This window comes from Micrococcus sp. H39-S4, from assembly GCF_027158145.1.
In the GTDB taxonomy this organism is placed as follows: domain Bacteria; phylum Actinomycetota; class Actinomycetes; order Actinomycetales; family Micrococcaceae; genus Micrococcus; species Micrococcus luteus.
The window spans coordinates 1-13,714 of sequence record NZ_JAPVLT010000005.1 but is presented as its reverse complement, the minus strand read 5'-3'; the positions used below and the strand labels follow the sequence as shown (position 1 = coordinate 13,714).

Annotated in this window: 12 protein-coding genes, 5 pseudogenes and 1 other annotated feature; of the genes and pseudogenes, 8 read left to right on the top strand and 9 right to left on the bottom strand. The window is 68.4% G+C overall.

Annotated features, from left to right (window positions below; all coding sequences use genetic code 11):
- Positions 1 to 123: 123 nt before the first annotated feature.
- From O3T09_RS06385 to O3T09_RS06365, 5 genes are all read right to left on the bottom strand, one after another.
- The gene (locus O3T09_RS06385) at positions 124 to 639 is read right to left on the bottom strand and encodes a bifunctional nuclease family protein (RefSeq protein WP_136939950.1); all 516 of its coding nucleotides are present in this window, start codon (positions 637 to 639) and stop codon (positions 124 to 126) included.
- Positions 632 to 1,375 carry a transcriptional regulator FtsR gene (ftsR, locus tag O3T09_RS06380; RefSeq protein ID WP_136939949.1) on the bottom strand — a complete coding sequence of 248 codons (744 nt, stop codon included), beginning with the start codon at positions 1,373 to 1,375 and terminating at the stop codon, positions 632 to 634. Before ftsR ends, O3T09_RS06385 begins: the two co-directional genes overlap by 8 nt.
- 12 nt (positions 1,376 to 1,387) lie before the next feature.
- Positions 1,388 to 1,813: an FHA domain-containing protein gene (locus tag O3T09_RS06375; protein WP_002854606.1), complete on the bottom strand. Its 426-nt coding sequence runs from the start codon at positions 1,811 to 1,813 to the stop codon at positions 1,388 to 1,390.
- 101 nt (positions 1,814 to 1,914) lie between these two features.
- Positions 1,915 to 2,301 carry a glycine cleavage system protein GcvH gene (gene gcvH / locus O3T09_RS06370; RefSeq protein ID WP_002854607.1) on the bottom strand — a complete coding sequence of 129 codons (387 nt, stop codon included), beginning with the start codon at positions 2,299 to 2,301 and terminating at the stop codon, positions 1,915 to 1,917.
- An 85-nt stretch (positions 2,302 to 2,386) separates the two neighbouring features.
- The gene (locus O3T09_RS06365) at positions 2,387 to 3,922 is read right to left on the bottom strand and encodes a peptide MFS transporter (protein WP_136939948.1); all 1,536 of its coding nucleotides are present in this window, start codon (positions 3,920 to 3,922) and stop codon (positions 2,387 to 2,389) included.
- 100 nt (positions 3,923 to 4,022) lie between these two features.
- On the opposite strand from O3T09_RS06365, the gene O3T09_RS06360 reads away from it, so the two are divergent.
- Entirely contained in the window at positions 4,023 to 4,544 is a 522-nt protein-coding gene (locus tag O3T09_RS06360) for an adenine phosphoribosyltransferase (RefSeq protein ID WP_043278777.1), read from the top strand.
- 287 nt (positions 4,545 to 4,831) lie between these two features.
- Positions 4,832 to 5,982, top strand: a protein-coding gene (locus tag O3T09_RS06355) for an IS3 family transposase (RefSeq protein WP_206400145.1) whose coding sequence is annotated in 2 segments (ribosomal slippage) — positions 4,832 to 5,102 and positions 5,102 to 5,982 — 1,152 coding nt in all. Because the reading frame shifts where the segments join, the coding sequence is not laid out codon by codon here.
- Positions 5,983 to 5,994: 12 nt separating this feature from the next.
- On the opposite strand, the pseudogene O3T09_RS06350 reads toward O3T09_RS06355, so the two are convergent.
- Positions 5,995 to 6,357, bottom strand: a pseudogene (locus tag O3T09_RS06350) (transposase); the annotation flags it as partial.
- Positions 6,358 to 6,498: 141 nt separating this feature from the next.
- Positions 6,499 to 7,641, bottom strand: coding sequence for a calcium/sodium antiporter (locus tag O3T09_RS06345; RefSeq protein WP_043282823.1), 1,143 nt, complete (start codon positions 7,639 to 7,641; stop codon positions 6,499 to 6,501).
- A 172-nt stretch (positions 7,642 to 7,813) separates the two neighbouring features.
- On the opposite strand from O3T09_RS06345, the pseudogene O3T09_RS06340 reads away from it, so the two are divergent.
- Positions 7,814 to 8,011, top strand: a pseudogene (locus O3T09_RS06340) (IS1380 family transposase); the annotation flags it as partial.
- Here O3T09_RS06340 and O3T09_RS06335 read toward each other — a convergent pair.
- Positions 8,009 to 8,903 (bottom strand): IS5 family transposase gene (locus O3T09_RS06335; RefSeq protein ID WP_136940265.1). Its coding sequence is split into 2 segments (ribosomal slippage): positions 8,009 to 8,545 and positions 8,547 to 8,903, totalling 894 coding nucleotides; the frame shifts between segments, so codons are not numbered across the junction. The pseudogene O3T09_RS06340 and the gene O3T09_RS06335 sit on opposite strands and share 3 nt — an antisense overlap.
- 46 nt (positions 8,904 to 8,949) lie before the next feature.
- Here O3T09_RS06335 and O3T09_RS06330 point away from each other — a divergent pair.
- Positions 8,950 to 10,088, top strand: a pseudogene (locus tag O3T09_RS06330) (IS1380 family transposase); the annotation flags it as partial.
- A 7-nt stretch (positions 10,089 to 10,095) separates the two neighbouring features.
- Here the strand turns inward: O3T09_RS06330 and O3T09_RS06325 are convergent.
- Positions 10,096 to 10,536: pseudogene (locus O3T09_RS06325) on the bottom strand (ISL3 family transposase); the annotation flags it as partial.
- Positions 10,537 to 10,673: 137 nt separating this feature from the next.
- On the opposite strand from O3T09_RS06325, the gene O3T09_RS06320 reads away from it, so the two are divergent.
- From O3T09_RS06320 to O3T09_RS06305, 4 genes and pseudogenes are all read left to right on the top strand, one after another.
- Positions 10,674 to 11,957 (top strand): IS256 family transposase, encoded by a 1,284-nt coding sequence (locus tag O3T09_RS06320; protein WP_100057176.1) that lies wholly within the window; start codon positions 10,674 to 10,676, stop codon positions 11,955 to 11,957.
- A 62-nt stretch (positions 11,958 to 12,019) separates the two neighbouring features.
- Positions 12,020 to 12,352 (top strand): DUF3024 domain-containing protein, encoded by a 333-nt coding sequence (locus tag O3T09_RS06315; protein WP_036315702.1) that lies wholly within the window; start codon positions 12,020 to 12,022, stop codon positions 12,350 to 12,352.
- Positions 12,353 to 12,396: 44 nt separating this feature from the next.
- Positions 12,397 to 12,594 carry a hypothetical protein gene (locus O3T09_RS06310; RefSeq protein ID WP_010078466.1) on the top strand — a complete coding sequence of 66 codons (198 nt, stop codon included), beginning with the start codon at positions 12,397 to 12,399 and terminating at the stop codon, positions 12,592 to 12,594.
- 59 nt (positions 12,595 to 12,653) lie between these two features.
- Positions 12,654 to 13,597, top strand: a pseudogene (locus O3T09_RS06305) (IS3 family transposase); the annotation flags it as partial.
- Positions 12,953 to 13,087, top strand: a sequence feature (AL1L pseudoknot). (Overlaps the previous pseudogene by 135 nt.)
- Positions 13,598 to 13,714: the final 117 nt, after the last annotated feature.

Genomic DNA, 13,714 nt, shown 5'->3' with positions numbered 1-13,714 from the left:
CCGTGGGGAGGGCGACGGAGGCGCCCCGGGTGGCGGGGCCCTCTTCCCCTCGAAGGTACGCGCGGGTCCGGGGGCGGTCAACGAAGCCGGCGGCGAGGCCGCGCCGTGTCGCCCCGGCTCCGCTCAGGCGAAGTCCTCGGGGCGCACCGTGTCCAGGAAGTCGCGGAAGTCCTCGACGGCGCGCTCCTGGCCGGCGTCCTCCTCCCCCGTCCGCGCCGGCATGCCGGCGTCCGCGAGCACGGCGGGGCTGCCGAGCACGGGGGCGTCGGCGCGCAGGGCGACCACGACGGCGTCCGACGCGCGGGCGTCGACCCGGGCGCCCGTGGAGAGCACGAGCTCGGCGTGCACGACCTCGCCCCGGACCTCGGTGAGCCGCACCCGCACGACCTCGGCACCCAGGGCGTCGACGGCGGCCAGGAGCAGCTCATGGGTGAGGGGCCGGGGCGCGCGGACGCCCTCGAGCGCGAGCGCGGCGGCGGCGGCCTCGGGCGCGCCCACCCACAGCGGGACCATCGTGCGGCCAGGCGGATCCACCAGCAGGATCACGTGGTGCTGCTCGGGCAGCTCGACGCGCACGCCGAGCACGGAGAGCGGCACGTCGCCGACGTCGTCGGCGGGCACGGGGCGCGGCTCAGTCATCCCACTGCTCCAGCCCCTCGGCCACGAGGGCCGCGTGCAGCCGCAGGCTGGCCTGCGCGATCTCCCGTGCCGAGCGGGCCACGCGGGGGCGGGTGCCGGCGTCGCGGCGGGCCTGCAGCGGGGCGACGGCACGCTCCACCAGGCCCAGTTCGCGGTCGGCGGCGGCCCGCAGCGGGCGCAGGTGCCGGGGCTCCAGGCCGTGGCCCGCGAGCACGACGGCGGCCCGGGCCACGTCCATCGCGTGGCTCGGGTAGCCGCCGTCGGGATCGACGGGCAGGAGCGAGTACTGATCCAGCTCGGCCAGCAGCTCCTCGCCCGCCCCGGATTCGGCGGCGAGCTCGGCACGGGTCCACGACCGGCGGCCCCCGGCGACCTCGCGGCCGAGCCGCTCCGCGTCCGAGGACGCCGGGGCCGCCGCGGTTCCGGGCAGGCCGGTGGGGCGTTCACCGCGGTCCAGCGCGGCCAGGTGTTCGGCGATCACCTTGAGCGGCAGGAAGTGGTCGCGCTGCAGGGCGAGGACGAACCGGAGCCGGTCCACGTCCTCGGGCCGGAAGCGCCGGTAGCCGGCGCTGGTCCGCTCGGGCAGCACGAGGCCACGCTCCTCCAGGAAGCGCACCTTGGACGCGGTGACGCCGGGGAATTCGACTTCGAGGGAGGCTACGACCTCGCCGATGCCCAGCCGGCCCGCAGGGCGGGCGGTGGGGACGGCGTCGGGGCGCGGGCGCGGATCGGTCACGAGGATGACGGCTCAGCCCCGCGCCGGCCCGGCGTAGTACGTGAGCCGGTACTTGCCGATCTGCACGTGCATCCCGGAGCGCAGCAGGATCTCGTCCACGCGGTCGTGGTTCACGAAGGTGCCGTTGAGGGAGTTCAGGTCCACGAGCCGGTGGCCGCCGTCCTCGGCCCGGAACTCCGCGTGACGACGGGAGACGGTGACGTCGTCGAGGAAGATGTCCGCGTCCGGGTGGCGCCCCACGGAGACCACGTCCTCGTCCAGCAGGAAGCGGGCCGACTGGTCCGGGCCCTCGTGGGCGAGCAGCAGCGCGGAACCGGCCGGGAGGGCGCGGATCGCGTCCGACTCCTCACGGGTGAGGTCCGCCGAGACCAGCGGCGCCAGCTCGGTGAGGTTGATGGCGGATGTGGACAGGTCCGGTTCACGTCCGGGCTGGTTCATGGGGTGCTCCTGTGCGGGGGCCGGCGCCGCGGCGCCGGAGGGAGAGACGAAGGGGACGCCGTCGCCCCGCCGGCCGGCGGCGGGGCGCCGGCGGACGGGGCTCAGCTGGTGTGCGAGGCGTAGCCCTCGGCGTCCATGAGGCCCTCGAGCTGGGCCTCGTCCGCGAGGGTGATCTCGAACAGCCAGCCGCCCTCGTAGGGGGCGGAGTTGACCAGGCCGGGCTCGCCGTCGAGCTCGTCGTTGACGGCGGCCACGGTGCCGGAGACCGGGGCGTAGATGTCCGAGACGGACTTCGTGGACTCGACCTCGCCCACCGCGGTGCCCGCGGTGACCTCGGTGCCGACCTCCGGCAGGTCCACGTACACGACGTCACCCAGCGCATCCTGGGCGAAGTCGGTGATGCCCACGCGGACCGTGCCGGCGGCACCGGCCTCGGCGATCCACTCGTGCTCGGCGGAGTACTTCAGGCCTTCGGGGATGGAGCTCATGGAGTGCGCGTCCTTTGTGTGGTCGGGAGGGATGACGTCGTCTCGCAGACTACCGAGCGGCGCGTGATTCGCGCCACTGGCGTGCTCAGAGCACGCCGCGCATGCCGCGACGCACCGGCTTGGCGATGGCCAGCACGATCAGGCCCACGCCGAGGGTGACCGCACCGATCGTGCCGAAGTAGCCCACCTCGTTCTGCTCCGAGTAGGAGCCGGCCAGGGAGCCGGCCAGGGCCGTGCCCAGGGCGACGGACAGGTTGTACAGCGACACCATCATCACCGGGAAGCTGCGCGGGGCGACCTTGGTGGCCAGGGAGAGGCCCACCGGGGAGACGAGCAGCTCGCCCATGGTGCAGACGAAGAGGATCAGCGTCAGCCACAGCAGCGGCACGGCGGCGATGTCGGCCACCGGGATGAACAGCAGGAAGGCGATGCCGATCAGGACGATGCCGATGCCGAACTTCACCGGGGTGGCGGGCTGGCGGGTGCCCAGCTTGGTCCACAGCGCGGCGAACACCGGGGCGAACACGATGATGAAGATCGGGTTGATGGAGTTGACCCACTCCATGGGCATGAGCCAGCCGAACAGGTTCCGGTCGAGGCGGTGCTCGGAGTACAGCGCGATCACGGTGAACTGCTGCTGGAAGAGGGCGAAGAACACGGACGTGCCGATGAACAGCGGGATGAACGCCTTCACGCGCGAGCGCTCCTCCTCCGAGACCTTCGTCGAGGTCAGCAGGACCGCGAAGATCGCGATGGCCGCGACGGCGGCGAGCACGACGACGGCGTCGGAGAGGTTGTCCAGGGTGATGACGTCCGTGAGGAACAGGGCCACGACGACGGCGACCATCCCCAGGCCGATCAGGCCCCAGCGGCCGTACTGCGACCGCGGCAGCGGATCCGGGACCCGGTGCACGTCCGTGGGCAGGTTCTTGCGGGTCAGGGCGTACTGCGTCAGGCCGATGGCCATGCCGGCGGCGGCGAGGCCGAAGCCCACGTGGAAGCCCATCGTGTCGCGCGCCAGGCCGGTGAGCAGCGGGCCGAAGAGGGCGCCGATGTTCACGCCCATGTAGAAGATGGAGAAGCCGGCATCGCGCTTGGGGTCCTCGCGGGAGTACAGGGAGCCGACGAGGTTCGTGGCGTTGGCCTTGAGGCCGCCCGAACCGACGGCGACGAGCACGAGGCCCAGGGTCAGGCCCGGGACGCCCGGGACGAGGGCCAGCGCGATGTGGCCCAACATGATCCCGACGGCGCTGACGAACATGGTGCGCTCGGAACCGAGCAGGCGGTCGGCGACCCAGCCGCCGAGGATGCAGAACACGTACACCATGCCGCCGTAGGCGCCGACGATGCCCGTGGCCACGGCCGGGTCGATCCCGAGGCCGCCCTCCGCGGCGGTCCAGGACATGTAGTACACGAGCATCGCCTGCATGCCGTAGAAGGAGAAGCGCTCCCACAGCTCCACGGAGAACAGGTTCGCCAGCGGGCCGGGCTGGCCGAGGAACGGGCGGCCGCGCCAGTCGGGGGTGGCGTCGTCGGGACGGGTGGCCGTCGACGCCGCCACGCGGGCGGACGGCTCGACGTCGGGCACGCGGCCCGCGAGAGGATTCTGGGGATTTTCCACCGATCTACTGTCCTCCCCTGAGGGAGCCAGAGCAAACTCCCCGCCCGATGACGCCGATCACATCCGCGGCCCGGGCGGCGTACGTCCTAGAGTGGAGGCCGTGTCCGTCACCTCCGAGATCGCCCGTGCCCGCTCGCTCATCCGTGTGGTCCCCGACCATCCCAGCCCGGGCGTGGCCTTCCAGGACATCACGCCCCTGCTCGCCGACGCCCGCGCCCTGAGGGAGTGTGTTGAGGCCCTGGTGGCGCCGTTCGAGGGGCGGTTCGACCTCGTGGCCGGCCTCGAGGCCCGCGGGTTCCTGCTCGCCGGGGCGGCCGCCGTCCTGACAGGCACCGGCCTCGTGCCGCTGCGCAAGGCCGGGCGCCTCCCGGCGCCCGCAGCCCGCGCGGACTACACGCTGGAGTACGGGACCGCGAGCATCGAGGTCTCCGAGGACCTGCGGGCCGGGTCACGGGTGCTCCTGCTCGACGACGTCCTCGCCACGGGCGGCACCCTCGCCGCCGGCCGACGGCTCATCGAGGCACGGGGTGCGGAGGTGGTGGGCGCGGCCTGCCTGCTGGAACTCAGGGCCCTCGGCGGCCGGGCCGTCGTGCCGGACACGCACGTGCTGTTCGCAGCCTGAACCGCCCGCCCGACCGACGGGGAGTGGCGGCAAAGGTGGCCCGGCCCCGGGTACGACGAAGCCGGAGCCCTGCGCTGCAGGACTCCGGCCTCGTGAATGTGGTCGGGCTGCTGCGAAACTACTGCCAACAAGCGCGGAGAACCGCGGAACTGGCCGAGCTCCTGGCCACGGCACGCGAGTCGACGCGGAGCCCGGGCGACCGCCTGGGCTGACCCCGTTTCGTAGGTCCAGTCGTTATGAGAGTCGTCCTGTTGCCCGCGGTCGCGGGCAGGGAGACTGGTCAGATCATGACGAACAGCAGGAAGCGTCACACCCCCGAGCAGGTCGTCCGTAAGCTCGGGCAGGCCGACAGGATGCTCGCCGATGGTCAGGACGTCGCGGCGGTGTGCCGGGAGCTCGGGGTGTCCGAGCAGACGTACTACCGGTGGCGGAACCAGTACGGCGGCCTCAAGGCCGACGACGCAAAGCGCCTGAAGGAGCTGGAGAAGCAGAACGCGACCCTGAAGCGTCTGCTCGCGGAAGCGGAGCTGGAGAAGGCCGCGCTCAAGGAGCTGGCTGAGGGAAACTTCTAAGCCCGGACAGGCGCCGCGCCGCCGTCGATCACCTCAAGCGCAAGTTGCGGGTGAGCGAACGGATGGCGTGCCGTCTGGTCGGGCTGAGCCGCTCCGCGTACCGGCGACCGCTCAAGGGCGACACGGTCGCGGACCCGGATCGGGCGCTCAGGAAGTGGCTGCGCGCCTGGGCGAAGGACCATCCCCGCTACGGGTATCGGCGGGCGTATCACGACGCCCGCGCCGAGGGGTGGGTGGTGAACCACAAGAAGATCCAACGCCTGTGGCGTGACGAAGGGCTCCGGGTCCCGCAGCGGCGTCGACGCAAGCGCGTCGGGTCCTCGACCGTCGACGCGCCGACGGCGGACGCGCCGAACGTGGTGTGGGCGGTGGACTTCCAGTTCGACGCCGACGAGCACGGACGACCGATCAAGATCTGCTCGATCGTCGACGAACACACCCGGGAGTGCATCGGCGGGCTCGTGGAGCGCTCGATTACCGCCGACCGACTCACCGCCCACCTCGAGGACCTCGTCGCCGCCCGGGGCGCCCCGGCGGTGCTCAGGTCGGACAACGGGCCGGAGTTCATCAGCGAGGCGATGGCCGACTGGGCCGGCACCCGCACCGGCCTGTCCTACATCCCTCCGGGCTCGCCGTGGCGCAACGGGTACGTCGAGTCGTTCAACAGCCGGATCCGCGACGAGTGCCTCAACATCAACAGCTTCTACTCGCTGCTGCACGCACAGGTCATCATCGGCGACTGGAAGGACGAGTACAACCACCACCGCCGGCACTCCTCGCTCGGCTACCTAACCCCAGCCGAGTACGCTCGGCAGTGCACCCATCAAATGGAAACCGACGACTCACAGAACGTCCGGACCGAATGAAGGGGGCGGCTCACGGCCCTGAGCGTCGGGAGAGTTCGCCATGCGTTCAACGGTCGGGTCTGCGGCCTCCAGACGCAAGCGACCCGCGATCTCGTTCGGCATCCATGACGCTGCGAGGTCGGCGTTGACGCGGGCCTCGAGTACCGGGTCCTTTGCCACTTTCCGGACCTGTGGGCGAGAGCGCTGGCGTTGCGCTTTCACGTCCGCGGTCACGGCTTGATAGCCGCGCGTCTTCGTCGAGTTCGGTCGAAGCTCTCTGGAGACCACCGAAGGGCATCTACCCAGGTGAGACGCGATCTTCCGGACTCCCCACCCGGCCTTCGATCCCGTCGAGATCTCCATCCGCTCCGTGAACGTGAGTCGCCGCCGCACCATCCCAGGCCTCCTCGCCTCGAGCCCCCACCGACCGGGAGTGTTGCTACGACGCTATGACACCACCAACCGACAGTCATCTCTTGCCGATTTACATTCAGCCGACGACCTGAATGAAGCCAGCAGCCGAATGCACTCGACGGTCTACGTCGAAGTCGTGGTCTGGTCCAGGTCTCGGCGTCCCTTGCGGAGCCCGATTTCGTAGGCTGTAAAGGAAATGAGCGTCAGTGCGATTAACGGCAGCACGAACCACGCCATGGCTACGGTGAATCCCTCCAGTGCATCGTGCGCTGTGGCAGCCAGCACAAGGTATCCGGTGTAGGCGGCGTACAAAACCACGAACAAGCCGCCCTCCCAACGCGCCACCGCGAAGCCCGTGAACGCGATCGGCAGTAGTGCCACTGCGGCCGCCAGCATTACTGGGATATCGAAGGCCACTGCGGCGCCGGATACGGGAATGCCCTCAAGAGAGATGAGCGCGGTTAGTCCTAGCACTACCCCTATGTTGAAGATATTGCTGCCGACCACGTTGCCCACCGCTAGGTCGCGTTCACCGCGACGCACGGCAATGATGGACGTCGCCAGCTCGGGCAGCGATGTCCCGACAGCCACAACGGTCAGTCCGACCACGAGGCTGCTTACGCCCAACGTGGTGGCTATGTTCACTGCTCCTTCCACGAGCAGCGTGGCACCGGCGACCAGCAACGCGACCCCCAGCAGCACAAAGAAGAGCGACCTGCTGACCGAGGCGCCTAGCGCAGCCCCTTCCTCGTCGGCTGGATCGACGGTTGCCGAATCTCCTGTCCCTTCCCGGGCATTCACCGCGGTCTTGGCGTCCCGCCGACTAATCACCACGGACATTATGGTGTGGACCACCACACCGAAAAATAGTATCAGCCCGTCCACCGCACTGATCCTCCCATCCAGGGACACAAGGAGCAGTAGAACTGACAAGACGACCATCAGGGGCAGGTCAAAGCGGATCAGCCTCCGCTTTACAGCGAGGGGAACGACCAGCGCGGACAGTCCCAGGATGAGCAGGACATTAATGATGTTGCTGCCAACCGCATTGCCCACGGCAAGCCCCGGTTCATCACGCAGTACAGCACCGACGCTCACTGCGAACTCGGGTGCCGACGTCGCCGCTGACACTACGGTGAGACCGATCACCAATGACGAAATCCCGAAACGTCCGGCCAGTGCTGACGCCCCACGCACCAAAAATTCCCCACCCAAGACCAGCAGCACCAGTCCGGCCACGATCCGTCCAATATCAAGCGCATCCATGAGTAGGAGTGTACGGACCACAGTTCAGGCCCTGCCACGAGCACCCGCTGACCTCGAGATTTCACTGGGGTGTGGTCTCGACGGGTGGGCGTCATAGAGAAAGGTGCTCCTGGCCTGGGATGATACGGGGTGTCGAGTCTCGTAATCCCTGGCCGGAAGGAGCACCTTTCAGGTGTCCCACCCTACCGTGTTCTTCTACCCCCGCCCGCGTGTGGACGTCGCTGAGGTCCCGGCGGCCTCGCATGCGGGCGCGGTGCTGCTGACCGACACGATCCACGCCACCGGCCTCGCCTCTTCGCTGCGTGAAGCGTTGGGTTCATGGACGAAACCGCTGGCCGAGCATCACGCCTCCAAGGTCCTGCTGGACCTAGGGCATGTCTGACAATCGTTTTGACCATGCGAGCACAGCATTCAGGACCACAGCGGCCCTGTAGATGATCGCGTACTTGTCATACCGGGTCGCCAGACCCCGCCACTGCTTCAGGTGAGCGTACTGACGCTCGATGACGTTGCGGCCCTTGTAGGCGTCCGCGTCGAGGCTGACGGGGCGCCCGCCGCGGGCACCGCGCCGTCTGCGGTGGCCCTGCTGGTCGGCCGGTTCGGGGATGACCGCTTTGATCCCACGGGCACGTAGGTGAGTGCGGATCGCCCGGGAGGAGTACGCCTTATCGCCCAGCACCGCCGCAGGGCGGGTCCGGGGCCGCCCTACTGGCCGGGTCACGCGCAGCTGCTCCAGAAGAGGAAGCAGCATCGGGGAGTCCCCTGCCTGGCCGGGGGTGATCAGGCTGACCAGCGGCAGCCCGGTCCCGTCCACGAGCTGATGGATCTTCGTGCTCAGCCCGCCACGGGAGCGCCCGATGCCGTGATCGGCCGGCTCCTCACGCGGATTCTTGTAGTTCGACCCATCCCCCTGTGAGGCGGGTGATGTTCGTCGCGTGCTGATGCGCGCGGGCGATCGTGGAGTCCACCGAGACCGACCAATCGATCAGGCCTTCGGCGTCAGCGGCGGCGGTCAGCGTGGCCAGCACCGTGTCCCATGTGCCTTCTTCGGCCAAGCGCCGATGCCAGGTCCACACGGTCTGCCAGGGCCCGTAGACCTCGGGCAGATCCCTCCAAGCGATTCCGCACCTGTATCGGTAGATGATCGCCTCCACCATGGTGCGGGCGTCGGCGAACGGCCTGCCGGCGCGGCCGGTCCGGGTCGGGAGCATCGGGGCGATCAACTCCCATTGGGCGTCAGAGAGCATCTGGAACCGGGACATGTCCCCAGGGTCTCAGCTGACTCGTGCATCTATTCTCAGACACGCCCTAGCGATGACTCTCGCGGTGGGCGGGGAGGTCGCCCGTGACACCGACCTGCTGCGGTGCGAGCCGGGCCTGTTCGGTGACGTCGCCTCGGCCCCAACGATCTCCCGCACGCTCACCACCCTCGCTGAGGACGCGCCCGCCGTGATGACCGCGATCGCCAGGGCTCGCAGGACCGCGCGCGAGCAGGCCTGGGCCCTGGCCGGCGAGCATTCCCCGGCCGAGGGGACGAGCGCGAAGACCCCGCTGGTCATCGACCTCGACGCCACCCTGATCAACGTCCACAGTGAGAAGGAGCAAGCCGCCCCGACGTTCAAACGCGGCTTCGGCTACCACCCTCTGTACGCGTTCCTGGACCACGGCAGCGAAGGAACCGGGGAACCGCTCGCGATCCACCTTCGCCCCGGCAACGCGGGCTCGAACACCGCCAGCGATCACATCGCCGTCACCCGTCTGGCCCTTGCGCAGCTCCCACCGGCCCTGCTGGGCCGGGGCGGGCGGGGATCGAAAAAGGTCCTGATTCGCACCGACGGGGCCGGCGGCCCCAAGGACTTCGCGGGCTGGCTGGAGCGGCAGCGTCTGGCCTACTCAGTCGGGTTCACCCTCCCCGCGAACACTCCTGACCTGTTGGAACGTATTGATGAGGCGAAGGCGTGGACTCCTGCCTACGACACCGACACCGAAGGGATCCGCGATGGGGCATGGGTCGCGGAACTGACCGGACTACTGGACCTGCCCGGGTGGCCCCCGGAATGCGGGTAACCGTAAGGAAGGAACGCCCCCACCCCGGAGTGCAGCTACGGATCACCGATCACAAAGGGATGCGGATCACTGCGTTCGCGACCAACGCCCCACGCGGCCAGCTTCCAGTGCTGGAGCTGCGTCACCGCCGCCGCGCGCGCTGCGAGGACCGGATCCGCAACGCCAAGGACATGGGCCTGATGAAGTTCCCGCTGCAGGGATTCGCGCAGAACCAGGTCTGGTGCCAGATCGTCCAGCTCGCCGGCGTCATCGTCGCCTGGATGCAGGCCATCGCGCTGGCCGGCCATGATGCACGTCGCTGGGAGCCCAAACGGTTTCGCGCACGGTTGTTCGAGATCCCCGCGACCATCGTGCGCCGCTGTCGGCACAAGATCCTGCATTCGAGGCTCATCGCATTTGAGGGTGTAGCAAGGGTCTGAAGCCGCCTGATTCGAGGAGGCTGCGGGCGATGTAGTTGGTGAGGTTGCGGAAGCCGAGGGCGGAGCCGCGCAGGTGTTCGAGCCGGCCGTTGATCGCCTCCGTCGGACCGTTGCTGGTGCCCAGTCGCTCGAAGAACGCCAGCACGTCGGCGGCGCGTTTGGTCAGTGTCCGGCCGAGCTTGCCCAGTTCCTCGAGGGTGTCGGGGACCTTCTTGCTCAGCGCCGCGATCACCTTCTCCATCTTGGCCTTAGCCTTTGCGCGGTCGAATTCTCGATACGCGGCGACCATGGCCTGGTAGATCTCCCAGGCCGCTTCGACCGCGGCGTGCTTCTCGTGGGCGAAGAGGACGCTGAGGTGTTCTTTTTGGCGGTCGGTCAGCAGGCTCATCCCGGTGTGGAGGGTGCGGCGCAGTTGCGTCCGGCAGAGTGGTGTACGAATCCCGCAGCACGTTGACTCCGGTTGGCGTGTCGACCGCGAAGTAGAAGCGGTCACCGCGGGAGGCTTTCGAGGAAACTCTCACATCCCACTCGAAAGGGACACCCGCGATGACCGCTCCCCACGATATCGACCCCCAGGCGTTTCTGTCCGATCTGCTCACCCAGGCCTCGCCGGACTTGATGCGTCAGATGCTCACCACCTTCATCAATGCCCTGCTGTCGGCCGAGGCTGACAGCGTGTGCGGCGCCGCCTACGGCGCCCGCTCGGATGAGCGCACCAACCGGCGTAACGGCTACCGGCACCGGGACCTGGACACCCGCGCCGGCACCATCGACGTCGCGATCCCGAAACTGCGCGAAGGCACCTACTTTCCCGACTGGCTCCTGGAGCGGCGCCGCCGCGCCGAGGCAGCGCTGACCACGGTGGTCGCCACCTGCTACCTGCTCGGCGTCTCCACCCGCCGGATGGACAAACTGGTGCAGACTCTCGGCATCACGGGCCTGTCGAAATCGCAGGTCTCAGAGATGAGTAAAGACCTGGATGCACCGGTCGAAGCGTTCCGCACCCGGCCGCTCGATGCTGGGCCGTATCGGTTTGTCGCCGCCGACGCGCTCGTGCTCAAAGTGCGTGAACACGGCCGGGTCGTCAAGGTCGCCGCCATGGTCGCCACCGGCATCAACAACGACGGCTACCGCGAGATCCTCGGCCTGCAACTGGGCACCGCGGAGACCAGGGAGGGGTGGCTCGGGTTCTTCCGTGATCTGGCTGCCCGCGGCCTGTCGGGGGTGGAGCTGATCACCTCCGATGCCCATGCCGGGCTGGTCGAAGCGGCCGGGGCGGTGTTCGGGACGGCGCAGTGGCAGCGCTGCCGCACCCACTACGCGGCCAACCTGATGGCGGTGTGCCCGAAGTCGCAGTGGCCCGCGGTGAAAGCGCTGCTGCACAGCGTCTACACCCAGCCCGACGTCGAGGCGGTGATCGCCCAGTACGAGCACATGATCGACAGCCTGGCCACCCATCTGCCGGCCGCTGCCGAGCACCTCGAGGGCGCCCGCGATGAGGTGCTCACGTTCACGAAGTTCCCGAAGGAGGTGTGGAAGAAGATCTGGTCGAACAACCCGAACGAACGGCTCAACAAGGAGATCCGGAGACGCACCGACGTCGTCGGCATCTTCCCCAGCCGAGTCGCGGTGATTAGACTCCTCGGCGCGGTGCTGGCCGAGCAGCACGACGAATGGACCGAATCACGGCGCTACATGAGCCTGGAATTGCTGACCGCGACCGACACGATGCTCGCCGAAGCAGCCGCGAAAGCCGCGGCTGAACAAGCCGCCCTACAGGTCAGCGACACCATGACCGACGACCCCGGCCACGCGGCACTCGCCGCCTGACAACCCACCCGACCACGAGGAACCCGACAAAGCCTCGATACACCACTCAAAAGGACTTGACCATGGCTATGCCCGAGACCGACCTGCTGCGCATCGGCCGCTGGTGCCGTGAACGCGTGCCCGAGCACCTGTGGGATCAGGTGAGAGTAGAAGCCGAGATCGCCGACCGGCACGTCACGATCATCGAGACGCGGCCGCCGTGGGACGGGCAGGGCGACTGGACGCGGTTCCCGGTCGCGCGCCTGCGATACACCGTCAAGACCGGCCAGTGGAGCATCTACTGGCGTGACCGGCACATGAAGTTCCACGAGTACACGAAGAGGCGCCCGACGAAGAACGTCCAGAGTCTGCTCGACTACATCGGCAGCCACCAGGATCCGATCTTCTGGGGCTGAGAGCTCCCACGGCCGTGTCGGTACTCACCGCTACGGTCGGGAGTATGAGCGAAGAGCAATGGGATGAAGCGGCCTTCCGCGCATCGATCCCGGCCGCGCGCGAGAAGGTTGAGTTTGCCGCAAGGTTCTGCGAGATCGGCCCCTCACAGCCCCGCTGGGATAGTCACCGTCCCGTCGTCGAGTTGATCTTCTATCTCTGCAAGCTCGACTACGACATCAAGGTGCTCCTGCTGCCTTCCTGACCGATTGAAGCGCCCTGGGTTTGTTGGAGACTCCTGACCTTGGAAACGAGGATGGAGTTATGCCGAAAGAGCAGACAGCGGGGAAGCCGACGACGCGTCGGTATTCGCCGGAGGAGAAGGCCGCGGCGGTCCGGATGGTGAGGACGCTGCGTGCCGAGCTGGGGACCGAGCATGGGACCGTCAATCGGGTCGCGACGCAGCTCGGGTACGGGGTCGAGTCCGTGCGGATGTGGGTCAAGCAAGCCGACATCGACGACGGCGTCACCTCTGGCGTGAGCAGCGCTGAGGCGCGGCGGGTGCGTGAACTGGAGCAGGAAGTCCGGGAGTTGCGGCGGGCCAACGAGGTCCTCAAGCGTGCTGCGTCTTTCTTCGGGGCGGAGCTCGACCGCCACTACCGGAAGTAGTCGCGTTCATCGACGCGAACAAGGATGACCTGGTCGACGCTCGCCGGCTCGGAGTCGAGCTCATCTGCAGGCTGCTGCAGGTGGCTCCGAGCAGCTACTACGCCGCCAAGACCCGCGCCCCCTCGGCTCGCGCGGTGCGGGACGAGGAGCTGATCCCGCAGCTGGTCGAGCTCTAGGAGACGAACTACCGCGTCTACGGGGTCAGAAAGCTCTGGAAGACCGCGCGTCGCGCCGGGATCGACATCGGCCGAGATCAGACGGGCCGGCTCATGCGCGCCGCAGGGATTAAGGGCGCGACCAGGTCGAAGCGGGTGAAGACGACCCGGCCAGATCCGACCGCGGCGCGGCACCCGGACCTCGTGAAGCGGGAGTTCACCGCGCCTGCCCCGAACCGGCTCTGGGTCACCGACCTGGCGTTCGTGCCGACGTGGGCCGGCGTCGCGTACGTCTGCTTCATCGTCGACGCGTTCTCCCGGATGATCGTCGGGTGGCGGTGCGCGTCACACATGCGCACCGAGATGGTCCTCGACGCGATCGAGATGGCCCGCTGGTCCCGCGGCGCTCGCCACGAGGACCTGCGCTGCCACAGCTGTCAAGGGCCATTGAGTTCTGCCCATAGGCGGCCAGTGTTTCTTCCCGCTGGTGGCCATCAGAACTGCCCACTGGTGGCCAGCTGGTTTGCCCGTTTGGGTGGTGGTGCTGGCCACCGTGATGGG

Bases quoted from the DNA above. Each gene is read 5' to 3' on its own strand.
- O3T09_RS06310 (WP_010078466.1), top strand. From the start codon at position 12,397: ATGAGCGAAGAGCAATGGGATGAAGCGGCCTTCCGCGCATCGATCCCG.
- O3T09_RS06375 (WP_002854606.1), bottom strand. From the start codon at position 1,813: ATGAACCAGCCCGGACGTGAACCGGACCTGTCCACATCCGCCATCAAC.
- O3T09_RS06385 (WP_136939950.1), bottom strand. From the start codon at position 639: ATGACTGAGCCGCGCCCCGTGCCCGCCGACGACGTCGGCGACGTGCCG.
- gcvH (WP_002854607.1), bottom strand. From the start codon at position 2,301: ATGAGCTCCATCCCCGAAGGCCTGAAGTACTCCGCCGAGCACGAGTGG.
- O3T09_RS06345 (WP_043282823.1), bottom strand. From the start codon at position 7,641: ATGGATGCGCTTGATATTGGACGGATCGTGGCCGGACTGGTGCTGCTG.
- O3T09_RS06320 (WP_100057176.1), top strand. From the start codon at position 10,674: ATGACCGCTCCCCACGATATCGACCCCCAGGCGTTTCTGTCCGATCTG.
- O3T09_RS06315 (WP_036315702.1), top strand. From the start codon at position 12,020: ATGGCTATGCCCGAGACCGACCTGCTGCGCATCGGCCGCTGGTGCCGT.